Source organism: Salmonella sp. GDC200615 (assembly GCF_050574145.1).
GTDB lineage: Bacteria > Pseudomonadota > Gammaproteobacteria > Enterobacterales > Enterobacteriaceae > Salmonella > Salmonella enterica.
Map to the genome: position 1 here is coordinate 2,989,482 of NZ_CP192247.1, position 25,200 is coordinate 3,014,681.

The following is a 25,200-nucleotide window of genomic DNA, read 5'->3' on the forward strand; positions in this document are numbered from 1 at the left end:
TGTGGAGCCCATCAACCCCGCCATTTCGGTTCAAGGTTGGTGGGTTTTTTGTTGCCTGACGCAGAGTGACACGACATTGACTCTCCGGCGATTCGCTTTACCATCTGTAAAATCGCTTCACGCGCCAGCGGCGTTCGATCCGTTACAAAATGCAGCGTCATCCCCTCGATAAACGCATCCAGCGCGCGGGCGGTCTGTGCGTAAAACCACTGCGCCAGCGTATTCTGGCTACGCTGCATCCAGTTTTGCATGACTATTTTTAACGCTGGCTTATCGCTGGCATAGGCATATAACTGATACATTAACGCCATATTATCCGGCGTCGTAACCTGCGAGCCGTAAATCATTTCCGTTATCGCCTGGCACGCCCCCTCCGCATCCGTCACCTGCGCAAAAAAGTCCTGGTATTGACGCGACATGTTCTCGGTGAAAAGTGTAAAGGCTTCACTCAATAACGCATCCATACCGGCAAAATAGTAGGTCATCGAGCCAAGCGGCACCTGAGCGATAGCGGCGATTTTCCGGTGCGTCACGGCATGAACGCCATAGGTCTTTACCGCTTCCAGTGTAGCCTGAATTATTTTTTCCCGTCGCTTAGGATCATTGGCGCGTCTTACGGCATTTTCTTTCATGATGAGTTCCACATCTCATTCAGGATGCAGGCGATAGTAGCCTGCCGCTTACGCTGAAAAAACAGACAGCAAAAACTGTCTGCACAACGAAGTATGACGACGATATGTACAAATGTACACAAGCTTGCTAATGTTTACCTCTCGCTTCTATTTTCTGGCCTGACGCTATGACCGTCCTCTCCTCACGTAACGCCTTAAAACGCCGTACCTGGGCGCTGTTTATGTTCTTCTTTTTACCCGGACTGCTGATGGCCTCCTGGGCAACCCGAACGCCTGCTATTCGGGATATTCTTTCCGTCTCTACCGCGGAAATGGGGGCGGTCTTATTCGGGCTTTCTATCGGTTCAATGAGCGGTATTCTTTGTTCCGCCTGGCTGGTGAAACGATTTGGCACCCGGAAGGTTATTCGCACGACGATGACCTGCGCAGTAGGCGGGATGGTTATTCTTAGCGTCGCGCTGTGGTGCGCCTCGCCGCTGATTTTTGCCCTTGGATTATCCGTTTTCGGCGCCAGTTTTGGCGCCGCCGAAGTGGCGATTAATGTCGAAGGCGCGGCGGTCGAACGCGAGCTGAATAAAACCGTTCTGCCGATGATGCATGGTTTTTACAGTTTCGGCACGCTGGCGGGCGCTGGTGTCGGCATGGCGTTAACCGCATTAAGCGTCCCGCCTAACATCCATATCATCCTCGCGGCTGCCGTGGCGATCGCGCCCATTTTCATCGCCATTCGGGCGATCCCTGACGGTACGGGTAAAAACGCATCGGAAGATGCTCACCTTCAGGAAAAAGGATTACTTTTTTATCGGGACATCCAGCTTTTGCTTATTGGCGTGGTGGTGCTGGCAATGGCATTCGCCGAAGGATCTGCGAATGACTGGCTACCGCTACTGATGGTAGACGGACACGGTTTTAGCCCAACCTCCGGCTCTCTGATCTACGCCGGTTTCACGCTTGGTATGACCGTTGGCCGCTTTACCGGCGGCTGGTTTATTGACCGCTATAGCCGGGTGACGGTTGTTCGCGCCAGCGCGTTGATGGGAGCGTTGGGCATTGGCCTGATTATTTTTGTCGATAGCGACTGGGTTGCCGGCGTCTCGGTCATTCTTTGGGGCTTGGGCGCTTCGCTCGGCTTCCCGCTGACCATTTCCGCCGCCAGCGATACCGGTCCCGACGCGCCGACGCGTGTGAGCGTTGTCGCCACGACCGGCTATCTGGCGTTTTTGGTCGGGCCGCCGCTGTTGGGCTATCTGGGAGAGCACTATGGATTACGCAGCGCCATGATGGTTGTGCTGGCGCTGGTTATTCTGGCGGCGCTGGTGGCGAAGGCCGTCGCCAAACCTGTATCGACTCCGCAACCGGTGATGGAGCATAACGCATGAGTATTAAATTAATCGCCGTCGACATGGACGGCACGTTTCTGAGCGATCAAAAAACCTATAACCGTGACCGGTTTATGGCGCAGTACCAACAAATGAAGCGGCAAGGCATTCGCTTTGTCGTGGCCAGCGGCAACCAGTATTACCAGTTAATCTCGTTCTTTCCGGAAATTGCGCACGAAATCGCTTTTGTCGCGGAAAACGGCGGCTGGGTGGTCAGCGAAGGAGAGGATATTTTTAACGGCGAGCTGACAAAAGCCGACTTCCAGACGGTTGTCGAACACCTGCTCACACGCGCCGATGTGGAGATTATCGCCTGTGGAAAAAACAGCGCCTACACGCTGAAACGGTACAACGATGCGTTAAAAGCCGTTGCGGCAATGTATTATCATCGTCTGGAGTTTGTGGATAATTTTAATAACATCAACGATGTCTTTTTCAAATTCGGCCTTAATATTACCGATGAACGGATACCGGAAGTACAGGCGGCGCTGCACGACGCTATTGGCGATATCATGGTCCCCGTTCATACCGGCTATGGCAGTATTGATTTAATAATTCCCGGCGTGCATAAAGCCAACGGCCTGCGTCTGTTACAGCAGCGCTGGGGCATTCATGATAGTGAAGTGGTGGTATTCGGCGACGGCGGCAACGATATTGAGATGCTGCGTCAGGCCGGGTTTAGTTTTGCCATGTCGCACGCCAGCGAAGCGGTCGCGGCGGCGGCGAAATACCGCGCCGGATCGAACAATCAGGAAGGCGTGCTGGATATCATCGACAGCGTATTAAACAACGAGCCGCCGTTCAACGTCTAGCGGATGCCTCTCTACGCCTGATAACAGAAAGCTTATCAGGCGTAGCCGCTCTCTCAGACTGTTTGCGAATTCCCCGTCCGCTTATCTTTTAAGAAGACCAGCATCAGCAGTAGCCAAAGAATACCGTTTGCCAGATTAAACAGGCTAAATAGCCCATTGCCGCCGCTTAACCAGGCGTGTTTACTGACTTCAATGCCAACGGTAAAAATCAGCATTTGTAGCATTCCCATCGCCGCCGAGACCGTTCCTTTACTCATATCGCTGGAGAAGAGCGTCAGACGCACCAGTCCGGCATTCGCCAGCCCAATGCCAAAAGCGTATACGCTTAATCCCGCCGTCATCCATAAATAAGCATGGGATGAAACCACCGTCGCCGCCGCGGCGATGATCAGCCCCGCGACGATAGGCCAGCCGCCCATCACGATCAGCGAGCGAACCGTACGTCGGGAGGTTAAACGCGCCAACACCAGATTACCGGCAATGAGCGCGCCAAAAACGGGCACCTGCAGCAGACCATATTCATAGCTGCTGAGCTGTTCGCCGCTAATGATGATAATCGGCGACTGCGCAATCCAGGCCAACAACGGCAGGCTGACAAATCCCAGCGCTAACGCCCCTGCGACGAACCGCCGGTTTTTTATCACCAACCGATAATCCCGGCCCAGCGCCTTAAATGACAGCGTTTCGCCCCGCCGCGTGGCGGTCTCCGGCATTGCGCGCTGTAGCCCGAAAAAGGCGATAGCGGCCAGTGCGGCAAATAAAATAAACATCCCCTCCCACGGCAGAACATGCACCCATGCCGCCCCAACCAGTGGTCCCAGTAGCGGCGCGATTAACGCCACGTTCGCCATCAGCGCGGTAATTTTTATACACACCGCCTCCTCAAAGGACTCCTGAATCGCGGCATACCCTACAGCGCCGATAAAACACAGGCTAATCCCTTGCAAAAAACGCAGGAAGGTAAATTGTTCGATGTTTTTCGCCAGTAACGTCGCCAGGCAGGTGACAATAAACCACACGACGCCCGCCAGCATCACGGGACGACGGCCAATCCGGTCAGACAACGGGCCAAGCAGCCACTGTAAGAACATACCGCCCGCCAGATAAGCGGTCATGGACGTCGGAACCCAGTCCAGGCACGCCTGATACTGCTCAACCACCGCCAGCATACCCGGCTGGATCATGTCGTTGCCAATATAAGTAGAAAATTCGTACAGCACCAGACAGAGAGGAAAAAGCAGCGCCTGACGTCCCAGCCTGCCGCCTGATTGTAAACGATTCTGCATACCATCTCTTCGCCAATAAAAACCGCGCAGAGTGTAATGAAAGTCGGGGAACTGAGATAGCGAATTATGAGGCTGCAAGGGAAATAGCGCACATTTTTACAGAAAGCCGCTTAGCGCTTGCGTACTTTAAGGTTAATTTAAGTTTGTGCCGTTATCATCAACGTTATTTTATGCCATTGTCTTAAATCTCTTCATGTTGCCGCCAAATAAGACAATACTGCTTTTCCTCCCTGTTACGCTGCATTTATGCTCAGTTTGCACGGGGATGAGCTGGCTATCCCTTTTGATTTCATTGCTCCGAGCCTGGATGTTATGCTGGAAAACCTTAACAACTCGCTGTTTTATTTTATTAACGCCACGCCTGATTCCGCGCAGTGGATAATTTCGCTCGCTATCTTTATCGCCAAAGATGTCATCAACATCGTCCCGCTCTTAGCCGTGGTACTCTGGCTGTGGGGGCCCCGCGATCGGGTCTGCGCCCAGCGCCAGCTGATCGTTAAAATAGGCATCGCGCTGATTATCAGTCTGGCGGTCTCCTGGACAATGGGACACCTTTTCCCGCACGACCGTCCGTTTGTCGATCATATCGGCTATAACTTCCTGCATCATGCCGCCGATGACTCGTTCCCCAGCGATCACGGTACGGTGATTTTTACCTTTGCGCTGGCGTTTTTGTTCTGGCACCGCCTCTGGTCAGGCATCGTGATGATGGCGATAGCCATAACCATCGCCTGGTCGCGCGTCTATCTCGGCGTACACTGGCCGTTAGATATGATTGGCGCGCTGCTGGTAGCGATGCTTGGCTGCCTGAGCGCACAGCTGATCTGGCAATGGTACGGCGCGCCGCTCTACCAGGCGCTGCAACGTTGTTACCGTTTCTGTTTCGCATTGCCCATTCGAAAAGGCTGGGTACGTGACTAAATAGCGAAAAAAAGAGTAATATTAAGCGCTCTGTATGGTGCGGAGCGCTTATTTAACTCTCCAGGGGAACTATGGAAACGCGACGCGACGAGCGTATTGGTCAATTGCTGCAGGCCTTAAAACGCAGCGATAAACTTCATCTTAAAGAAGCCGCGACCCTGTTGGGCGTCTCTGAAATGACCATTCGTCGCGACCTGAACCATAAAAGCGCGCCTGTCGTGTTGCTGGGCGGCTATATCGTACTGGAGCCCCGCAGCGCCAGCCATTATCTGTTAAGCGATCAAAAATCTCGTCTGGTGGAAGAAAAACGCCGAGCCGCTCAGTTGGCTGCGGGCCTGGTACAAGCCCATCAGACGGTATTTATTGACTGTGGCACCACCACGCCGTGGATCATTGAAGCCATTGATAATGACCTTCCCTTTACGGCGGTGTGCTATTCACTTAATACCTTTCTGGCGCTGCAGGACAAACCCCATTGCCGCGCCATCCTCAGCGGCGGGGAGTTTCACGCCAGCAACGCCATTTTCAAACCGCTTGATTTCCATGAAACGTTAAACAATATTTGTCCGGATATCGCGTTTTATTCCGCCGCTGGCGTTCATACCAGTAAAGGCGCTACCTGCTTTAATCTGGAAGAGCTGCCGGTAAAACATTGGGCAATGACAATGGCACAGTGCCATGTACTGGTGGTGGATCACAGTAAATTCGGCAAGGTACGTCCGGCGCGGATGGGGGAATTATCACGCTTTGATACGATTATCAGCGACCGCCGTCCCGATGAGGCCTTTGTGGCCTACGCTAAAGCGCAACAAATTACTCTGATGTATTAACCGCCCGTAGCCGGATGCGACGCGCACCCGGCAACGGAGTTATTTTACGAGAACCAACTGCCAAACCACTGATGGAGTTTCATCAGCACAAAATCCCACATCCGGCTGAAAAATCCCCCCTCCTCGACGTTTTCCATCACCATTAACGGGCGTTGCTCAATGGATTTTCCGTTAAGCTGGAAATCGATGGTGCCGACAACCTGCCCTTTCTTCAACGGCGCCGTGAGCTGTGGTTCGTTCAACGTAAAGCTGGCCTTCAGGTTTTTAAGCTGCCCACGCGGAATCGTCACAGACCCCGCATCGCCCGCCCCCAAATTGACCTCACGCTTATCGCCAAACCAGACCCGTTGCGTCACGAATGTCGCGTCAGGTTTAATCGGCGTGACCGTTTCAAAGAAGCGGAAACCCCAGGTCAGCAGTTTTTCTGACTCATTAAAACGAATACGGTCCGTTTTCGCCCCCAGCACGACAGAGATCAGGCGCATATCGCCCTGGGTGGCGGAGGCGACAAGGTTATACCCAGCGCCAGCCGTTGTCCCCGTTTTCATGCCGTCGACATGCAGATTGGTGCTCCACAACAGGCGGTTGCGGTTCGGTTGACGAATATTATTAAAAGTAAATTCTTTCTCTTTATGAATGGCGTATTCGTCAGGCACATCGTGAATCAAGGCCTTGCCGAGCAGCGCCATATCGCGAGCGGTACTGAACTGCCCTGGCGCATCAAGACCGTGTACCGTCTGGAAGGTTGTATTGGTTAACCCCAGTCGTTTCGCATAGGCGTTCATCAGGCCGATAAAGGACTCCTGGCTTCCGGCGACGTAGTCGGCAAGCGCGATACAGGCATCATTACCTGACTGAATGATGATGCCTTTATTAAGATCCGCAACCGACACCTGATCGCCTGGCTTCAGAAACATCACCGACGACCCACGTAGCGCCGGGTTCCCCGTCGCCCAGGCATCTTTGCCCACCGTCACCATATCGGTCAGCTTGATTTTCCCTGCCTTCAGCGCCTGGCCCACCACGTAGCTGGTCATAATTTTTGTCAAACTGGCAGGGTCGAGTTTCTCATCGGCGTTGCCTTCCGCCAGTACTTTACCGCTGGCGTAATCCATTAAGATCCAGGCTCGCGCATCAACGCCCGGCGGCGCGATCGTTTGTTCCTCTGCCTTTACAGGCGAAGCGAAAAGGAATAAGAGAACCGAACCTGCCGCGAGGCTACGAAGGGAAGAAGCGTATTGCGTCATAGTACCACCCGAGTATCCATTCCAAAAACACACGTCACACCACCGTGTAATAAGTGCGGTGAGTAATAACGCACTCACGACGTTAAAGAAACCGTAACTTGGTAAAGTTTTTAAAGTTTATGCAATAACATCCCGTTACGCTTCCTTCATAACGATTTTTTTACAGACCATTGTGTAAATGTTAGGTTTATCTCACGGTAGGCCGATTACTGTCATCATCCTGATAAAACGGAAGGGGTTAATATGATTACGCTGTGGGGCCGGAACAACTCGACTAATGTTAAAAAAGTGTTGTGGACGCTTGAAGAGCTGGAACTGCCATACGATCAAATTCTGGCAGGCGGAAAATTCGGCGTTAACCAGGATGCCGACTATCTGGCGATGAATCCTAATGGGCTGGTGCCGCTGCTTAAAGATGATGAAACCGACCTGTTATTGTGGGAATCCAATGCCATTGTCCGCTATCTGGCGGCGCAATACGGCCAGAACCGGCTATGGGTTGATAATCCGGCGCGGCGTGCGGAGGGCGAAAAATGGATGGACTGGGCGAATCAAACGTTAAGCCCGGCGCACCGCGTGATCCTGATGGGACTGGTCAGAACCCCGCCGGAAAAACGCGACCAGGCGGCAATTGAAGCTGGTATCGAAAAGTGTGATGGCCTGTTTGCGCTTCTTGATGATGCTCTGGCCCGCCAGCCGTGGTTCTCCGGAGATAACTTTGGCACCGGCGATATCGCTATTGCGCCTTTCGTCTATAACCTGCTGAACGTGGGTCTGAAATGGACGCCGCGCCCGAATCTGGAGCGCTGGTATCAGCAGCTTACCGAGCGCCCTGCTTTTCGCAAAGTGGTGATGATCCCGGTGACCTAACGCGTGGCTGCAGGACTTACCTTGAGTAACTGCCCGTCGGACTCATCGGTTAACACATATAAGTAGCCGTCAGGTCCGACACGCACATCCCGAATACGCTGCTTTCTGTCACCCAGAATACGGCCTTCTTCCGTCACCGTATTGCCATCGACGCGCATCACAATGACCTCTTTATCTTTTAGCGCGCCGATAAACAGTTTGTGCCGTCACGGCACAAAAACGTCGCTGATATAAAGGCCATCCCGCTAATTGCCGGAGAATCTTTCCAGTAATAAACCGGCTGCTCCGCCCCCGCGACAATTTTACCTTTGGCTTCCGACACTTTCAGACCGCTATAGTTAACGCCCCATGTAGCCAGCGGCCAGCCATAATTTTTGCCTTTTTCCGTGATGTTAATTTCATCGCCGCCGCGCGGACCGTGTTCATGCAGCCATAGCGCGCCGCTCCAGGGATTGATGGCCAGCCCCTGCGGATTACGAATACCGGCATTGTACATGGCAAGATCAACAACCTGCCCTTTCATGCCGGGCTGACAGGCGCGGTATTCATAGTCGACCTGAAAGCTGCGGCAACATGCCTGACAGCGGTAATGCTGGTGCCCTGCACTCCCCGGACCATACTTTTTAACAGATGCCGTTTGCGCGCAAAACGGGCATTTCACATCGACTTTAGCCATCATAAATCCTGCGATAAAAGTCGGTATTCGAAACGATAATCAACGATTGAATACATGATCGTTTTCTGGGGATTTCACTGCATGTCATGATGGTTTACTCCTGCGATGAATAAGAGAACGGCGTTTAACCGTAAAATCAACATGCAGCGGGTCGAGAATAAAGATTATTAACGGAGTGATACCGACTTGAATCCGCCGAGTACTTTTTAGAGTATGTTCCATTCTTCGCGCCGGAATCCCTGAGTAATAGCCTGTCTGATCTAAAATGGAGATCAGAAAAATATGACACAAGCTGTTGCATAACATGGATAAAATGGGTAGTCATGCTAGCGAGATAAGACAATGAATGTATTCATTACTGATGCTGGTCGCTTATCGTGGTTACAGTGTGATCCTTTTTGCTCCGCTGGTAGCACTTGGCGCAGTTCTGTTCACCCGTCCAGTGACGGTCGCCCCGGTTTTCAGTGATATATTTATGGATAAGTTGATCGGTTTTGTAAAACTTTATTTTCCTGTCTTTCTGCTGGGCGCAGTATTTGGCAAGCTGATTGAATTTGCTGGTTTTTACTACTCAATTGTCAGTGCTGTGACCTGTATGGTGGGCCAGAACAAAGCCATGCCGATGATTATTCTTGTATGCGCTTTATTGACCTATGGAGGCGTATCATTGTTTGCGGTGGCGTTTGCCAATCTGTTCTTTACTTGGCTGATTCCACATATTTACGGTGATCAGTTTATGATAAATCTGCCGGGGCTGAAAAAACCGCTGTAAACGGGTTAACCTGATGACCACGGGGAGCAGGTATTAGCATCTACGTTACAACGGTTCCGACAATATGTCTGACCTGACCCCCTGTCAGCGGTCACCAGCGTCCTACCAGATCCCCGGATCATGGTAGGGCGGTGACACCGTCAGCCTACATTTTGTAGTTATCTCGACGTGACAGGAATTCGGATAGGCCGAAATACTCAGTCTGACTGAGTCTATAAAAAAGCAGCACACTGTATTATACGTTAATTATGAGCCACAACGATGCACTTTGATATAAAAGATTTAAAATTATTCCTTGCTATCAGTGAAGAAGGGAGCTTAACACGTGGAGCGGAAAAAACTTACATGTCTGCCGCATCTGGTAGCGTGCGTATACGTAATCTTGAACAGAGTATCAATCTGAGATTGCTGTATCGTAGTAGCAAGGGGATAACGTTATCCTCTGCTGGTGAAATATTTAAACACCACGCCAGCCTTATTGTGAATCAGATGGAAATGTTACGTAGCGATATGCAGGAGCATGTTAAAGGCATCAAAGGACATGTCAGAATATTTTCCAGTATAACTGCTATTGCAGAGTATCTCCCCCCATTGTTGAGCCATTTCCTTACACTATATAACGATGTGAATATTGATCTCAGGGAGTATCCAAGTCCGGAAATTGTACGTTCTGTTATTGAGGGGAAAACTGATCTCGGAATTGTTGCTGGTAATATTACAACAGATAATCTTGAAATACTGCCGTTCCGTACTGATAGGCTAGTGCTTATCACCGCGACAGACCATCCCTTTGCTGACAGAAAAAGCGTGACCTTTCATGAATTAATTCAATATGAACAAATCAGTCTGCCTGAAGGGACAGGAATGTTTGAATTTATCCGAAAAAAGGCAGAACTAGTACCATCTAAACTGAAAATTAGAATACAGGTCGGCGACTTTGAAACATTTTGCCGTATGGTTGAAGCAAAAGTGGGCATTGGTATAATGCCTCACTCTGCTGCATCCCGTTTGCGTCAGTTGCATGAATTTTCGATTATTGATCTTGATGAATTTTGGTCATTAAGAAAATTACAAATCTGCGCCAGAAGCTTTGACAAATTACCCGGCTTCACACAAAAACTGGTTACTATGCTCACAGCTCAGACTGAGTGATAGCGTTACATCCCTGTATAATTTGGTCCGTTGCCACCTTCAGGCGTAGTCCAGGTTATATTTTGTTTAGGATCTTTAATGTCACAAACTTTACAGTGAATACAGTTCTGTGAATTTATTTGCAGACGCATGTTTTGTGTTTCACTATCCTGTAAAAATTCATATACTCCGGCAGGGCAATATCGTTCTTCGGGGCCACCATAAATATCCAGATTAATGGATATAGGGATATTCTGATCACTGATTTTCAAATGTACTGGCTGGTCGTCATCATGCCAGGTGTTACTGAGATAGACGGATGACAAAATATCAAACGTCAGTTTACCGTCAGGTTTGTCGTACAGTTTTTTCTGGCTTTTGTTGGCCGGTTGCAGAGTGATATTGTCCGGTCGGTTATTTTTTACACGCCAGGGGATTTTTTTTATACCCATTCGGGGAAGCAGCCAATGCTCAATGCCAGTCATGATAAAACCTATCACACGCCCTTTTTTAAACCAGGGTTTGAAATTACTACCATTTTCCAGCTCCTGCCAAAGCCAGCTCTGTCGCAGTAATGTTTGATATTCTGTCAGTATGTCGTTTTTCCTGTTGTCCAGCAAAGCATTAAATATAGCGTCAGCCGCTATCATGCCACTTTTGATAGCTGTATGGATGCCCTTGATTCTACTTGCATTGAGCGTACCGGCATTACAACCAATCAGCAGACCACCAGGTAAACAGGGATCAGGCATAGACGCAATCCCGCCGTTATTGATTGCTCTTGCGCCATAACCAATACGCTTACCCCGGTCAATGTATTTGCGTATAGAAGGGTGTGTTTTCAGGCGCTGCATTTCCTGAAAAGGGCTTAACCAGGGATTTGAATAATCAAGTCCCACAACCAAACCTAGTGCAATTTTATTATCATTAAGATGATAGAGAAACCCACCCCCGAACGACTCTTTATCCAGAGGCCAACCTGTGGTGTGAATTACAAGCCCCGGATGGGACTGGTCTGATGGAACCTCCCACAACTCTTTTATGCCTATGCTAAAACTCTGGGGTGCTTTGCCTGTATCAAGATGAAATTTTTTGATCAGTTCTTTAGCCAGACTACCGCGGGCCCCTTCGGCAAAAATTGTATATTTTGCCAGAATTTCTATTCCACTCTGGAACCCCTCTTTCTTGCTGCCATCCCGATGACGTCCCATATCACCAGTTACTACACCGATAATGTTAGTATCCTGATCATACAGTATCTCAGTTGCCGAAAAGCCTGCATAAATATCCACGCCTGACGTTTCTGCCTGACCGGCGAGCCATTTAATGAGACTACCGAGGCTTACGATAAAGTTTCCATGGTTGCGAAAATTATCAGGAATCAATGCATCCGGCAAATTAATACATTTTTCATTCGTCAGTAACAGTAATTTATCCTGAGTAACAGGCTGTTTAATGGGTGCGCCTCTTTCCTGCCAATCAGGAATTAGTTCATTCAGCGCTCGGGGATCCATGACTGCCCCACTGAGAATATGAGAACCAGGCTCAGCTCCTTTATCAAGGACGATAATGGACAGTTCTTTTCCTGCATCATTTGCCTGTAATTTAAGTTTAAGAGCTGCAGATAATCCGGCGGGTCCTGCTCCCACAATAAGAACATCACATTCTATTGTCTCACGTGATTGCTGGGTATTAGAAAGTGTATCGTTCATTATTAACTCCTTAATTTTTCAGCACCGTAGGAACAGCTATATTATGTAAATAAAATTGCATTCATATTGTAACCAATGAAATAAATATCATAGTGATAAAACAGATGAAATGGTATAGGAATGTTCAACCTTAGAAAAAGGTGCCTATAAGACTATATAGCCAGTTATCAACTATTAAAAAAATGTCGGTGATGATGAAGCATTCCATAACATTTATATTTAGCTTTCTCCCTCAGATGAAAAAGAATATACACAAATCATTTTTAAGCCGTTCATCATAATTGCAGGAAAAGTCCCTGTTTTCTTGGCATTCTATTATAGTTACCCGCGAGAAATAATCAGCAAACTGTCGGGTACAGAAGGGAGTGGCAATGACATGTTCAATCGAGACTATAATGACTCCGGACAGAGGTAACTGTTTCATAATATTTTTCCAATTGATTTGACATCAGAATGAACGTGGCATCTCCAGCACATGCTCAGCGATATAGCTCAGGATCAGGTTGGTAGATATGGGAGCAACCTGATATAAACGTGTTTCTCTAAACTTTCGTTCGATATCATACTCACAGGCAAAACCATATCCACCATGAAATTGCAGGCAGGCATTGGCTGCTTCCCAGCTGGCTTTCGCAGCAAGGTATTTCGCCATATTAGCCTGTGCTCCACAATCAAGATGCTGATCAAAAAGCTCGCACGCTTTAAAACGCATCAGATTAGCCGCTTCCACTGCAATAAATGCTTCTGCAATAGGAAACTGCACCCCCTGGTTCTGACCAATGGGACGACCAAAAACCTCACGCTCGCAGGTATAGCGGGTAACACGATCCATAAACCAATATCCATCGCCTATACATTCTGCCGCAATCAAGGTACGCTCTGCATTTAAACCATCAAGTATGTAATGAAAACCCATACCCTCTTCACCAATAAGATTTTCTTCGGGAATTTCCAGGTTGTCAAAAAAGAGCTCGTTGGTTTCATGATTGACCATATTGGGAATAGGTCGTACTGTCATTCCATTTTTCATAGCTTCTTTAATATCAACCATGAAAATAGACATCCCTTCGGATTTACGTTTTACATTTGCAAGCGGAGTAGTTCGAACCAGAAGAATCATCCAGTCTGAATGTTGAACACGTGAAATCCAGACTTTTTGTCCGTTTATCACATACCGGTCTTCTCTTTTTACAGCTGTAGTTTTAATTCTGGTGGTATCTGTACCTGCTGTGGGTTCTGTGACGCCCATCGACTGCAGGCGCCATTCACCAGTAGCTATCCGTGGCAGCCAGAATTCTTTCTGTTTATCGGATCCATGACGTAACAACGTATTCATGTTATACATCTGACCATGGCAGGCTCCAGAGTTTCCACCCGATCTATTGATCTCTTCCATGATAATAGATGCTTCAGTTAAACCAAGCCCTGACCCTCCAAATTCCTCCGGGATGAGCGCAGCCAGCCAACCAGCTTTGGTTAGTTTATTAACAAACTCTTCAGGATAGGCTTTTGCTTCATCTATCTTACGGTGATATTTATCATCAAATTCACTACATAATGAACGAACCGCATCACGAATATCCTGATATTTATCCCTTTCAATACTTTTCATAATTTTTTCCTCAATAAACCAGCGCCAACAGGGGGTATAAAATGACCTTTTATCGGATGACCATCAGCAGATAGATCTGACTGGCGGTCGACAGGAAGAAAATAGAGCCAGTGCCATAATTCTGGCAGAACGCCCCCCTCTTTAAAGATTTTGATGTCTTTATCCAGAGTGGCGGCCAGCAGCTTAGCGGGACCGGGGTTAAGATAATCGGTGTTGCGCAGAATGCCAGGCTGCCAAATTTGAATATCAGTATATTGCATAAAAGTTACCTTTAAGGAGGAAAGAATATGATTTATAATTTATCGATAAGTTCAGGTACAGCTTTGAAAATATCAGCTACCAAACCATAATCCGCAATAGAAAAGATAGGAGCGTCAGGATCTTTATTAATAGCGACAATGACGCCTGACTCTTTCATCCCGGCAAGATGTTGTATGGCGCCAGAAATTCCCAGAGCAATATAAAGTTGAGGCGCAACGATTTTTCCGGTCTGGCCAATCTGATAATCATTTGGTGCATAACCAGCATCTACAGCAGCCCGGCTTGCCCCCACGGCAGCGCCTAATTTATCTGCCAGGTTATCAACAAGTTCTTTGAATGCCTGTGCACTTCCTACTCCTCGTCCACCTGATACTACAACTCTGGCGGATTGTAAGTCTGGGCGGTTACTTTTATTAACATGTTGGCTAATAAATTTTACCTGATCTGAACCAAGAACAACCTCTGTAAATTCAATGGGGGCTTTTCCCTCATCTTCCGCAACCGCAGCCGCAGCCGCAAATGAGGTAGGACGAACAGTTATCACTTTATATTCATCATCACTGTGTACTGTGGCAATAGCGTTACCCGCATAGATTGGACGTTCAAAGGTATGTTGATCAATGACACGCGTAATATCACTAATCTGAGATACATCAAGTTTTGCTGCTAAGCGTGGCGCACAGTTTTTTCCAAAAGAGCTTGCAGGAAAAAGAATGGACTGATAATGATTTTTCCCACTATTCAAAAAATAGCTGATCTGTTTTTCCACATTCTCTGCCAGAAGGTGTTCGAATAGTGGGCTGTCAGCAACAAATACAGTGGATATCCCCTGAATATGACTGGCTTTAACTGCAATACTTTCTATACCATATCCTAACATAAGTATATCTATATCACTATTAATGGCTTTTGCCGCAGTGATAGTACTGAGTGTTGAAGGTAAAAGAGTATTGCCGTTATGTTCAGCAATAACTAAAGAAGCCATATTTTCCTCCTTAAATTACTTTTTCTTCGTTTTTTAATTTATCTAGCAGCGTGTTAATATCTGGAACGATTATGCCTGCTTTCCTTCTTGCTGGCTCATCAACTTTAATAATAGTCAATCTGGATGACGGGTTAATACCAAGTGAATCGAAATCTATCTCCTTAACAGGTTTCTTTTTGGCTTTAATAACATTCGGCAAGCTGATATTCCTCGGTGTATTCAGACGTAGATCTGTAGTGAGTACTGCAGGCAGGGATAAATTTAACGTTTCTAATCCTCCATCAACCTCACGAACAGCAGTTAATGAATTATCAGAAATAGTAATTTCACTAACATTAGTGGCTTGGGGAAGATCGAGTAATGCTGCCAGCATTTGGCCTACCTGATTACAATCATCGTCAATAGCTTGCTTGCCTAATAATATAATATCGGGTTTTTCATTCCGGGTAATAGCGGTGATAGTTTTGGCCACAATTAGTGGTGTAAGAGAGTTTTTTGTTAATATGTGTATTGCCCTGTCTGCCCCTGCTGCCAGTGCTGTACGCAATACATCCCCTACACCTGTGTTTCCTATAGACACTACAACAACCTCACTGATTAATCCCCGTTCTTTTAAACGTACTGCTTCTTCAACTGCAATTTCATCAAATGGATTGATACTGAGTTTTGAATCAGAAATATCAACATCAGAATGATCTCGCTTTATTCTAATTCTAACGTTATGATCGACAACTTGTTTTACACAAACTAAAGCTTTCATTGGTGACTCCTTCATATATTTACTAAATGCTATGAGCCAAAATCCTTTTTGCTTTTTCCAGTAACGGTTTATCCACCATTTGCCCTTCATGACTGAACGCTCCATGGGGATATTGAGCCAGTCGCATAATCTGGGGAACCCACTCGATTTCTTGTTTTAAATAGCTGAATGCTCTGTTTACATGTGAAATTTGTGGAGGGTGAATACATACCTTGCCACTGAACCCCATTTTACAGGAGTGAATAGCATTTTGTATTGTCAACTCGTTTTTCATAAATTCAGTTGTGATACCGTCAACAGAAGGATATGATCCAGCCAGGCGTGAAGTTATTACAATTTTTGCACGTACAGCAATCAGTACTTTTTCATCATTACTCATGAAATTCAGAGCATTTTCTCTGGCAATTATTTTTTTCTCAGATGACACCGCATTTTCTAAATCAAGGATTACGCTATCAGCACAACTGCTATTTGCTTTTTCAAATCGTTCAGGTTGGTCCCCCGTAACGAAAAGAAAAAACCGTTCTAACGTTTGCATTCTCGTCTCTCACTTGAATGGAGCATCTGATAATTCAATATATCTTAAAAACATAATTTTTTGAATTAGCTTTTATCTAACCCCCCATTAAAATTGGTTCAGGTTCGCTGATAACAGAAAGAAACATGTAATTTATTGTTACAATAACAAAGATAAAAATAAAATTTAATTATTTGATATAAATAACGTTTCAGAATAGTAAACGGCCGACATTCCGTACCTGTTTCAGGAGTGAATTCGACTATACCGTTCCCTAAGAACATCAACGATTGTCTGGTGAACCGAATTTAGTCACCTTTGGCGGAAAACAGGCTGGCATATAGGAGAGCATGACAACCCGGGTCATTCCCTCCGTGATTTTTTAGTAACACGCTGAAAAAGTATCTGAAACTTCATTCTGCAAGTGAGACTTTCCCCGAAGTCGATCGATACGTTTTGTCTTGTGCCTGACCGATGCTACTCCTGACAAATCACGCCCAATACTGAATAGGTGTAAGAGATGCACTGTTAATCACTACACTGGTAGCCTCAATCAGAGATTGACGGCGGTAAAGGTGCAAAGGCTCCAGTATATTTTTAAAGGATTTTTGGCATAATGAACGAGCAGGCATAGTGATGATTTCCTTGAAAGTGTTAGCGCAATCAATTAGATCACATAACACTATGCCTGTCTTGGTTTGCTGGGGATTCCTCAGGAGTCGCCTCCCCTTGTTCAGACCTGTGTAAGCGGTGAATGTGCTTTCAGACTCTGAATACTCAGCGTCAAAGTTGTCAGACAGTTTTCAAGTTTATCTGCGTTGACGGCAATAAAGGTCGGACAATCATGGTGTCCGCTCATTAAACAAACGGCGGCGGCTGCAAGCGCGCCTTCGGCACGGCGCAGCGCGTTCCACTCTTCCTGATCGAGATGCAGTCCCTGCCGTAAAGCGTGATCGTGGAGCTCGCGATTCAGTTCAAAAAAATTGTCACGCAGAGTGTCACTTTCGCTGACTGACATATACCCCTTCGCTTTTCGCAATTGCAGATAAGCGGCAAGATCGATACGCGCGTTTATCAGCTTGTTGAGAAGATCGGTTCTCAGTCTGTCAACGACCATACCTTTTTTCCTCCTCTTTTCTACCAGGGTTCAACTTAATAGTATGGTCGTTTTTTAGACAAAGGGGTGTCAGAGATCAAGAATTTTCTTAGAAGTGCCCTTTTTCACCTTTTGCTGATAACCACAACGGTTGATGCCGCCGCTCTCGATGAGATTGCGATACAATTTTTGTTCGGATATCTGTAGAATCCCTGCCCTGACCATTCCAATAAATGAACACTTTTTAAGCTATGAGTAATGTAACCCACCAGCCAAAGATCGGCTTCGTTTCCCTGGGCTGTCCGAAAAACCTCGTTGATTCGGAACGCATCCTGACTGAGCTGCGTACCGAAGGCTATGACGTTGTGCCACGCTATGACGATGCGGATATGGTTATCGTTAATACCTGTGGCTTTATTGACAGCGCGGTACAAGAGTCGCTGGAAGCCATTGGCGAAGCGCTGAACGAAAACGGTAAGGTAATCGTCACCGGCTGCCTGGGCGCAAAAGAAGATCAGATCCGCGAAGTGCATCCGAAAGTACTGGAAATCACCGGGCCGTATAGCTATGAGCAAGTTCTGCAGCACGTACATCATTACGTACCGAAGCCGAAGCACAATCCATTTTTAAGCCTCGTACCAGAACAGGGTGTAAAACTGACGCCGCGCCATTATGCGTATCTGAAAATTTCTGAAGGCTGTAATCACCGCTGCACGTTCTGCATCATCCCGTCGATGCGCGGGGATCTGGTCAGCCGTCCGATTGGCGACGTATTAAGCGAAGCGAAACGTCTGGTTGATGCCGGGGTCAAAGAGATTCTGGTGATTTCGCAAGATACCTCCGCCTACGGCGTAGATGTGAAGCACCGCACCGGATTCCATAATGGCGAACCGGTGAAAACCAGTATGGTGAGCCTGTGCGAGCAGTTATCAAAACTGGGCGTCTGGACACGTCTGCACTACGTCTACCCCTACCCACACGTTGATGATGTGATTCCGCTAATGGCGGAAGGCAAAATCCTGCCTTATCTGGACATTCCGCTGCAACATGCCAGCCCGCGGATTCTTAAACTGATGAAACGTCCCGGTTCCGTTGACCGCCAGCTGGCGCGCATTAAGCAGTGGCGCGAAATCTGCCCGGAACTGACCCTACGCTCCACCTTTATTGTCGGCTTCCCCGGCGAAACGGAAGAAGACTTCCAGATGCTGCTCGACTTCCTGAAAGAGGCGCGCCTCGATCGTGTAGGCTGCTTCAAGTACAGCCCGGTGGAAGGCGCAGGCGCGAATGAGCTGCCGGATCAGGTGCCGGAAGAGGTGAAAGAAGAGCGCTGGAACCGCTTTATGCAACTGCAACAGCAAATCTCCGCTGAGCGCTTGCAGGAAAAAGTGGGCCGCGAAATTCTGGTGATCGTCGATGAGGTTGACGAAGAAGGCGCTATCGGGCGTAGCATGGCGGATGCGCCGGAAATTGACGGCGCGGTCTATTTGAACGGCGAAACCAACGTCAAGCCGGGCGATATCGTGCGCGTGAAAGTGGAAAACGCCGACGAATATGATTTGTGGGGCAGTCGGGTTTAACGCCACCTCCCCCGGCGCGGGTGCCGGATGTGTTATCCCGCCTGACGAGCCCGTTCCAGGCCCTCCAGGCGTCAACGCCACCGGGCTGGCTTACCCCTTAATCTTCGGGTCCAGCGCATCGCGCAACCCGTCGCCTAACAGGTTAAACGCCAGCACTGTCAGGAAAATCGCCACCGCAACGATCACATTAGCAATACCGCTGCCTAACACCGCCACAACGGCAATCGCCAGCAAAATGCCGGGGAAGGCGAACAGCACATCGCAAATGCGCATAATAAAACGATCCCACCAGCCTTCATAATATCCCGCCAGCAATCCCAACACCGTACCGATTATCGCGCCGATAAATACCGCGAACACGCCCGCCGCCAGTGAGATCTGCGCCCCAACGAGAACCCGGCTAAAGATGTCTCTTCCCAGCGAGTCAACGCCAAACCAGTGCTGCAAAGAGGGGCCATTGTTCAGGCTATCGTAGTCAAAATAGTTTTCCGCATCGTAGGGCGTCAGCCAACGGGCAAAAATCGCCACCAGAATTAACGCCAGTACGAATCCCCCGGCGACCAACGCGACATGCTGGCGGCGAAAACGACGCCAGAACTCCCGCCACGGCGTGCGTATCTGGTCGGGTTTTACCACCGGCATAGCATGTAAAATCGCCTGACGGCGCCAGTTAAATAATCGCATCCTTACTTATACCTGATAGCCGGATTAATGGCGGCATAGAGGACATCCACCACTAAGTTGATAAGAATAAATTCCAGAGAAAACAGCAGCACTTCCGCCTGAATCACGGGGTAGTCGCGCATGTCGACGGAGTCGACCAGTAATCGCCCAAGCCCCGGCCAGTTAAACACTTTTTCAACGACGATCGATCCGCCAAGCAGGAAGCCAAATTGCAGTCCCATCATGGTGACGACCGGGATCATCGCATTGCGCAGGCCATGTTTTAACACCACCCACGTTTCACTGACGCCTTTCGCCCGCGCGGTCCTCATGTAATCCTCGCTCAGGACATCGACAAACGAGGAGCGCGTAAAACGCGCCATGACTGATGCCACCGCCGCGCCAAGCGTCAGGAAGGGTAAAATATAATGTTGCCAGCTATCCGCCCCCACGGTCGGTAGCCAGCCCAGATCCACGGAAAAAATCTGCATTAACAACATTCCCAGCGCAAAAGCCGGGAAAGAAATGCCGGTCACGGCAAGCGTCATTCCTAACCGGTCAGGCCAGCGATTACGCCACACGGCGGCGGCGATGCCGATCGCCATGCCAAACAGAACCGCCCATATCATACTGGTTATCGTCAGCCACAGCGTCGGCAAAAAGCGGCTGGCGATCTCCTCAGAAACCGGGCGGCGGGAAACCATTGACGTCCCGAAATCGCCTTGTAAAACATGGGTGATGTAACGCCAAAACTGGACATGAAGCGGCTGATCAAGCCCCAGCTGCTGACGAACCAGCGCGATCACTTGCGCGTCGGCTTCCGGTCCGGCTATCAGCCGCGCCGGGTCGCCGGGCAACAAATGAACAAATAAAAACACCAGCACTGCCACAATCAACAGAGTAGGAATTAATCCCAGCAGGCGCTTGAGAACATAGTTAAGCATCACACGAACCTTTTACCGGATGGAGGACAACGCGCGCGCCATCCAGCCCCATCGCATTACTTACTTCAAATCCGCATCGTCAAAGCTGAAACCGGTATCCGGCATAATCCAGAAACCGGTCAAATTTTTACTGTGCGCAGAAACCAATTTCTCCACCACCAACGGTATCCAGGGCGACTCTTTCCAGATAATATCCTGCGCCTCTTTGTACAATCGTGTTTTCTCCTGCGGATCGTTGGTCTTTAAGGCCGCCGCCAAATCGCTGTCGACCTGCTTGTTGCTGTAAAAAGCGGTATTAAACTGCGTCGGCGGCCAGTTTTGTGAGGCGAAGAGCGGCGATAACGCCCAGTCAGCTTCGCCCGTCGACGCCGACCAGCCGGTATAGAACATTCGCACGCCGCTCTCTTTTTGCCCTTTGCCCTCGACTTCCGCAGCGCGCTGGCCGGCGTCCATCGCGGTTATCCGGGCTTTAATGCCAATCTGCGCCAGTTGCTGTTGGGTAAACTGCAACACTTTTTGCGCGGTGCTATGGTTATGCGATGACCACAGCGTGGTACTGAAACCGTCTGGATACCCCGCCTCTTTCAGCAGTTCGCGCGCTTTAGCCGGATCATAGGGCCACGGCTGATAGCTTTGCGCATAGGCTATCGACGGCGGCACCACGCCCGTCGCCGGCGTGGCGTATCCGGCAAACGCCACTTTAACCAGCGCCTGACGATTGATAGCGTAATTCAACGCCTCACGCACCTTAGGATTATCAAACGGCTTCTGCGTCACATTCATACTGATATAACGCTGCATAATGGACGGGCTGGCGACCAGTTCGAGGTTTTTATTTTTCGCCAGTAACGCGGCCTGCTCATAAGGGATAGGAAAAGCAAATTGCGCTTCGCCGGTTTGCAGCATCGCCGCGCGGGTATTGTTGTCAGTAACCGGACGCCAGGTAATAGAATCCAGCTTGGGTAAGCCCTGCTGCCAGTAACCGGCGAACTTTTTCACTTTGACAAAGTCGGTCTGATTCCAGGTTTCAAGCTGGTATGGATCGGTACCGACCGGATGAAAACCAATATCCTTGCCATATTTTTCCAGCGCTTGCGGCGAGATCATCGCCGTCGCCGGGTGCGCCAGAATATTAATGAAAGCGGAGAACGGCTGTTTCAGGGTAATTTTTACCGTTGCCGGATCGACGACCTCCGTTTTTGCGATATTTTTATACAGGTTATAACGCTTGAGGTGGTTATCCGGATTGCTGGCGCGATCGAGATTCGCTTTCACCGCCGCCGCATCAAAATCCGCGCCGTCCTGAAATTTCACCCCCTGCCGTAGGGTAATGGTGTAGGTCAGACCGTCATCAGAAACGGTATAGCCTTCCGCCAGGACGTTTTTTACCTTCATGTCTTTATCCAGGCCAAACAGCCCCTGATAAAATGACTTCGCCACCGCCTGCGAGAGCGTATCGTTGGCGTCATACGGATCGAGCGTGGTGAAATTAGACCCTACCGCCACCACCACATCTTTGGCCGCCAGGGCCGGAAAAGCCGCAATGGATGAGGCCAGTCCCAGCGCCGCCAGCCATTTATGCGTAATAAATTGCGTCATGTTGTTCTCCTGAAACCCTGCCAGTCTGAATGTTATAAGCGCGAGAGCGCATTATCCTGCTGAGGTCGCGCAACATAATGTCCCGGCCCGACCAACTGTAATGAAACGGCGGGCGTCTCTTCGCCACGGTTATGAATATTGCTGGGTATATCATCTGATAGCAGAACGCGCCGCGGCCGGTGTCTGGAGGGATAGGCAACCGGCACCGCCGCCATCAATTTACGCGTATAAGGATGCTGCGGATTTTCAAAAACGGCGCGCCGCGGCCCCATCTCAACAATTTGACCAAGATACATCACCGCCACGCGATGGCTAATTCGCTCCACGACCGCCATATCATGCGAAATAAACAGGTAGGCGATCCCCATTTCCCGTTGTAAATCGAGCAGTAAATTAATGATCTGCCCGCGAACGGAAACATCCAGCGCGGAGACCGCCTCATCGGCAATAATCACTTTAGGATTCAATGCCAACGCGCGAGCAATGCAGATGCGCTGACGTTGACCTCCGGAAAACTCATGCGGATAACGCCAGGCATGTTCAGGACGTAATCCGACACGCTCAAGCAACCAGGCCACGCGCTTTGCCGCAGCGTCCCCCTGCCCCAGACCATGAATCCGTAAAGGTTCCATAATGGAATACCCCACGGTCTGGCGCGGGTCGAGCGAGGCGTAAGGGTCCTGGAAAATACACTGAATATCGCGGCGCAACGGCTGGAGTTTACCCGCAGACAGCGTGTCAATGCTCTGGCCGTTAAAGATAATCTCCCCCTGCCGGGATTCAACCAACCGCAGCAGCGCGCGTCCGGTCGTCGATTTTCCGCTACCGGACTCGCCCACCAGCGATAGCGTTTCGCCGGGCCAGAGATCGAAACTGATATTCTCAACGGCATGAACTTCACGCGTAACGCGGTTAAAGAGACCGCTACGCAGCGGGAATCGCGTCACCAGCCCCCGAGCCTGGAGAATAGGCTCGCCTTCCACCACCGTGTCTTGCTCAATCTGCGATTCATAAAGGGCCGGTTCGTCAGCGGAAATCAACGGGAAACGGCGTGGCAGCGAGTGGCCGCGCATCGCGCCAAGCTGAGGGACGGCGGCCAGTAACGTTTGGGTATAAGGATGCGTCGGCGCATGGAAAATCTGCTCTACGCTGCCGGTTTCCACGGCCTCGCCCTGATACATCACCAGTACGCGATCGGCGATATCCGCCACGACGCCCATGTCGTGGGTGATAAAAATCACGCCCATCGACATCTCTTGCTGCAACACTTTGATAAGTTGCAGAATTTGCGCCTGGATAGTGACATCCAGCGCCGTGGTGGGTTCATCGGCAATCAATACCGCCGGACGGCAGGATAGCGCCATCGCGATCATGACTCGCTGGCGCATCCCGCCGGAAAGCTGATGCGGATAACGCGATAAAATCGCCTGCGACTCCGGGATCCGTACCTGATCGAGCATACGTTTCGCTTCCGCCAGCGCCTCTTCGTGGCTGGCGCCCTGATGCAAACGAATAGATTCGGCAATTTGCTCGCCAACGGTAAATACCGGGTTGAGCGAGGTCATTGGCTCCTGGAAAATCATGGCGATATCCGCGCCGCGCACACGCCGCATCTGCGCGTCACTCTGCTCAGACAGCTCAATCACCTGGCGATTACGCCGACGCAACAGCATTTCGCCGCAGCGCACGTTCGCGCCCGACTGCTCAATCAGCCGCATTAACGCCAGCGCCGTCACCGATTTTCCCGAGCCCGACTCGCCGACAATCGCCAGAGTCTCTCCACGCTTCAGGCGTAATGACACATTACGCACGGCGTCTACCTGTTGCCCTTCGTGGTGAAACGCGATATTCAGGCCACTGACGGACAGAACATCGCGGCTATCCAGTTCATCGCTGTGCGGCACCTGCGGCTCCTTATTCCCGGTAAATTCCTGTGGTAGGCGTATCCCCGGCATATCCCCAGGCGCGATACATCCCTTCGCTGTTAAACGGCAACGCGACATTACCTTCGTGATCAACGGCGATTAATCCACCGCTGCCGCCCAGCGCCGGTAATTTTTCCATCACCACGCGCTCACAGGCGTCGGCAAGGCTGAGTCCGCCATATTCCATCAATGCGGCGATATCGTAAGCCGCGAGCGTGCGAATAAAGACCTCTCCCGTTCCGGTACAGGAAACGGCGACGCTGGCGTTGTTGGCATAACACCCGGCGCCGACCAGCGGGCTGTCGCCGACGCGCCCGGGCAATTTATTGGTCATCCCGCCGGTAGACGCTGCCGCCGCCAGATTGCCGAATTTATCCCGCGCCACCGCGCCGACTGTACCCATTTTTTTCGTTTCGTCCAGCGGCGCGCCGCTGTGATCGAGCGCCATTTCGCCCGCCGCACGCGCCGCCAGCAATTGCTCGTAACGCGCCGGGGTGGAAAAGATATCCGGCGAAACGCGCGCCATCCCCTGTGAAAAGGCAAAGTTTTCCGCCCCTTCCCCCACCATGAGTACATGCGGGCTGCGCTCCATCACCAGCCTGGCGGCGAGCACAGGATGGCGAACATGACTCACGCCCGCGACGGCTCCGGCTTTCAGGGTATTGCCGTCCATCACGCAGGCATCCAGTTCATGAGTCCCGTCTCGGGTATAGACCGCGCCGATACCCGCATTGAAGAGCGGACACGCTTCCAGCAGACGCACCGCTTCCGTCACTACATCAAGCGCGCTGTCACCCGCTTCCAGCATCTTTTGCCCGCTTTCAACAATCTCTGACAACGCCTGGATATAGCGTAGCTCCTGCTCATGGCTCATTTGCGCGCGAGCAATCGCGCCTGCGCCGCCGTGAATCGCAATCACTGCTTTATTCATTTTTAGGGTCCATTACGGTGGCACACAACTTTTACTATAACTATCAGAATTGTTGTGAGTTA

23 protein-coding genes and 2 pseudogenes are annotated in these 25,200 nt (G+C 49.8%); 8 read left to right on the top strand and 17 right to left on the bottom strand.

From position 1 onward, the window contains the following. Positions 1 to 11: 11 nt before the first annotated feature. A complete protein-coding gene (locus ACQ29O_RS14460) occupies positions 12 to 632 on the bottom strand; it encodes a TetR/AcrR family transcriptional regulator (RefSeq protein WP_000661877.1) in 621 nt (206 codons plus the stop codon). Positions 633 to 799: 167 nt separating this feature from the next. On the opposite strand from ACQ29O_RS14460, the gene ACQ29O_RS14465 reads away from it, so the two are divergent. Continuing rightward, positions 800 to 2,011 carry an MFS transporter gene (locus tag ACQ29O_RS14465; RefSeq protein ID WP_253336220.1) on the top strand — a complete coding sequence of 404 codons (1,212 nt, stop codon included), beginning with the start codon at positions 800 to 802 and terminating at the stop codon, positions 2,009 to 2,011. Beyond that, positions 2,008 to 2,823, top strand: a complete 816-nt coding sequence (locus ACQ29O_RS14470) for a Cof-type HAD-IIB family hydrolase (protein WP_000023554.1) — start codon at positions 2,008 to 2,010, stop codon at positions 2,821 to 2,823. Before ACQ29O_RS14465 ends, ACQ29O_RS14470 begins: the two co-directional genes overlap by 4 nt. 53 nt (positions 2,824 to 2,876) lie before the next feature. On the opposite strand, the gene ACQ29O_RS14475 is transcribed toward ACQ29O_RS14470, so the two are convergent. Next, entirely contained in the window at positions 2,877 to 4,109 is a 1,233-nt protein-coding gene (locus ACQ29O_RS14475) for an MFS transporter (RefSeq protein ID WP_001181274.1), read from the bottom strand. Between the two features lie 312 nt (positions 4,110 to 4,421). Here ACQ29O_RS14475 and ybjG point away from each other — a divergent pair, with 312 nt between their 5' ends. After that, positions 4,422 to 5,030, top strand: a complete 609-nt coding sequence (gene ybjG, locus ACQ29O_RS14480) for an undecaprenyl-diphosphate phosphatase (RefSeq protein ID WP_001738110.1) — start codon at positions 4,422 to 4,424, stop codon at positions 5,028 to 5,030. Positions 5,031 to 5,101: 71 nt separating this feature from the next. Beyond that, the gene (gene deoR / locus ACQ29O_RS14485; protein ID WP_000450103.1) at positions 5,102 to 5,860 is read left to right on the top strand and encodes a DNA-binding transcriptional repressor DeoR; all 759 of its coding nucleotides are present in this window, start codon (positions 5,102 to 5,104) and stop codon (positions 5,858 to 5,860) included. A gap of 44 nt (positions 5,861 to 5,904) precedes the next feature. On the opposite strand, the gene dacC is transcribed toward deoR, so the two are convergent. Continuing rightward, positions 5,905 to 7,107, bottom strand: a complete 1,203-nt coding sequence (gene dacC / locus ACQ29O_RS14490) for a serine-type D-Ala-D-Ala carboxypeptidase (protein WP_000195712.1) — start codon at positions 7,105 to 7,107, stop codon at positions 5,905 to 5,907. Between the two features lie 243 nt (positions 7,108 to 7,350). Between dacC and ACQ29O_RS14495 the strand changes: the two genes are divergently transcribed. Then, on the top strand, positions 7,351 to 7,977 hold the full coding sequence (locus ACQ29O_RS14495) for a glutathione S-transferase family protein (protein WP_000631904.1): 627 nt from the start codon (positions 7,351 to 7,353) through the stop codon (positions 7,975 to 7,977). On the opposite strand, the pseudogene ACQ29O_RS14500 reads toward ACQ29O_RS14495, so the two are convergent. Then, positions 7,974 to 8,464: pseudogene (locus tag ACQ29O_RS14500) on the bottom strand (PQQ-dependent sugar dehydrogenase); the annotation flags it as partial. The gene ACQ29O_RS14495 and the pseudogene ACQ29O_RS14500 sit on opposite strands and share 4 nt — an antisense overlap. Continuing rightward, positions 8,450 to 8,653 (bottom strand): annotated as a pseudogene (locus ACQ29O_RS14505) (IS1 family transposase); the annotation flags it as partial. The pseudogenes ACQ29O_RS14505 and ACQ29O_RS14500, both read right to left, overlap by 15 nt. Before the next feature lie 346 nt (positions 8,654 to 8,999). On the opposite strand from ACQ29O_RS14505, the gene ACQ29O_RS14510 reads away from it, so the two are divergent. Together ACQ29O_RS14510 and ACQ29O_RS14515 are read left to right on the top strand one after the other, a co-directional pair. Then, positions 9,000 to 9,425: a GntP family permease gene (locus ACQ29O_RS14510; protein WP_000287109.1), complete on the top strand. Its 426-nt coding sequence runs from the start codon at positions 9,000 to 9,002 to the stop codon at positions 9,423 to 9,425. A gap of 261 nt (positions 9,426 to 9,686) precedes the next feature. After that, a complete protein-coding gene (locus ACQ29O_RS14515; protein WP_000545329.1) occupies positions 9,687 to 10,577 on the top strand; it encodes a LysR family transcriptional regulator in 891 nt (296 codons plus the stop codon). Positions 10,578 to 10,582: 5 nt separating this feature from the next. Here ACQ29O_RS14515 and ACQ29O_RS14520 read toward each other — a convergent pair whose 3' ends face one another. The 7 genes from ACQ29O_RS14520 to bssR all read right to left on the bottom strand — a co-directional run bounded on the left by ACQ29O_RS14520 (position 10,583) and on the right by bssR (position 17,520). Continuing rightward, on the bottom strand, positions 10,583 to 12,268 hold the full coding sequence (locus tag ACQ29O_RS14520) for an electron transfer flavoprotein-ubiquinone oxidoreductase (protein ID WP_001000309.1): 1,686 nt from the start codon (positions 12,266 to 12,268) through the stop codon (positions 10,583 to 10,585). Between the two features lie 448 nt (positions 12,269 to 12,716). After that, positions 12,717 to 13,880 (bottom strand): acyl-CoA dehydrogenase family protein, encoded by a 1,164-nt coding sequence (locus ACQ29O_RS14525; RefSeq protein ID WP_000835399.1) that lies wholly within the window; start codon positions 13,878 to 13,880, stop codon positions 12,717 to 12,719. Then, on the bottom strand, positions 13,877 to 14,140 hold the full coding sequence (locus ACQ29O_RS14530; protein WP_001677061.1) for a hypothetical protein: 264 nt from the start codon (positions 14,138 to 14,140) through the stop codon (positions 13,877 to 13,879). The genes ACQ29O_RS14525 and ACQ29O_RS14530 overlap by 4 nt, the downstream gene beginning before the upstream one ends. 32 nt (positions 14,141 to 14,172) lie before the next feature. Further along, positions 14,173 to 15,126, bottom strand: a complete 954-nt coding sequence (locus ACQ29O_RS14535; protein ID WP_000157772.1) for an electron transfer flavoprotein subunit alpha/FixB family protein — start codon at positions 15,124 to 15,126, stop codon at positions 14,173 to 14,175. A 10-nt stretch (positions 15,127 to 15,136) separates the two neighbouring features. Further along, positions 15,137 to 15,886 carry an electron transfer flavoprotein subunit beta/FixA family protein gene (locus tag ACQ29O_RS14540; RefSeq protein ID WP_001521753.1) on the bottom strand — a complete coding sequence of 250 codons (750 nt, stop codon included), beginning with the start codon at positions 15,884 to 15,886 and terminating at the stop codon, positions 15,137 to 15,139. Positions 15,887 to 15,908: 22 nt separating this feature from the next. Then, positions 15,909 to 16,424 carry an STM0854 family CoA ester lyase gene (locus tag ACQ29O_RS14545; protein WP_001521476.1) on the bottom strand — a complete coding sequence of 172 codons (516 nt, stop codon included), beginning with the start codon at positions 16,422 to 16,424 and terminating at the stop codon, positions 15,909 to 15,911. A gap of 712 nt (positions 16,425 to 17,136) precedes the next feature. Further along, entirely contained in the window at positions 17,137 to 17,520 is a 384-nt protein-coding gene (gene bssR, locus ACQ29O_RS14550) for a biofilm formation regulator BssR (protein WP_000259651.1), read from the bottom strand. A gap of 230 nt (positions 17,521 to 17,750) precedes the next feature. Here bssR and rimO point away from each other — a divergent pair, with 230 nt between their 5' ends. Then, positions 17,751 to 19,076, top strand: a complete 1,326-nt coding sequence (rimO, locus tag ACQ29O_RS14555; RefSeq protein WP_000073322.1) for a 30S ribosomal protein S12 methylthiotransferase RimO — start codon at positions 17,751 to 17,753, stop codon at positions 19,074 to 19,076. 90 nt (positions 19,077 to 19,166) lie between these two features. Here rimO and ACQ29O_RS14560 read toward each other — a convergent pair whose 3' ends face one another. From ACQ29O_RS14560 to iaaA, 5 genes are read right to left on the bottom strand one after another with little or no spacing between them, the layout of a single operon-like run. Next, positions 19,167 to 19,760, bottom strand: a complete 594-nt coding sequence (locus ACQ29O_RS14560; RefSeq protein WP_020937055.1) for an ABC transporter permease subunit — start codon at positions 19,758 to 19,760, stop codon at positions 19,167 to 19,169. Between the two features lie 2 nt (positions 19,761 to 19,762). Beyond that, positions 19,763 to 20,683 (bottom strand): glutathione ABC transporter permease GsiC, encoded by a 921-nt coding sequence (gsiC, locus tag ACQ29O_RS14565; protein ID WP_020937056.1) that lies wholly within the window; start codon positions 20,681 to 20,683, stop codon positions 19,763 to 19,765. Positions 20,684 to 20,743: 60 nt separating this feature from the next. Continuing rightward, positions 20,744 to 22,282, bottom strand: coding sequence for a glutathione ABC transporter substrate-binding protein GsiB (gsiB, locus tag ACQ29O_RS14570; protein ID WP_020937057.1), 1,539 nt, complete (start codon positions 22,280 to 22,282; stop codon positions 20,744 to 20,746). 32 nt (positions 22,283 to 22,314) lie between these two features. Beyond that, positions 22,315 to 24,186 (bottom strand): glutathione ABC transporter ATP-binding protein GsiA, encoded by a 1,872-nt coding sequence (gene gsiA / locus ACQ29O_RS14575; protein ID WP_254486124.1) that lies wholly within the window; start codon positions 24,184 to 24,186, stop codon positions 22,315 to 22,317. 10 nt (positions 24,187 to 24,196) lie between these two features. Further along, positions 24,197 to 25,138 (bottom strand): beta-aspartyl-peptidase, encoded by a 942-nt coding sequence (gene iaaA, locus ACQ29O_RS14580; RefSeq protein WP_001030498.1) that lies wholly within the window; start codon positions 25,136 to 25,138, stop codon positions 24,197 to 24,199. Positions 25,139 to 25,200: the final 62 nt, after the last annotated feature.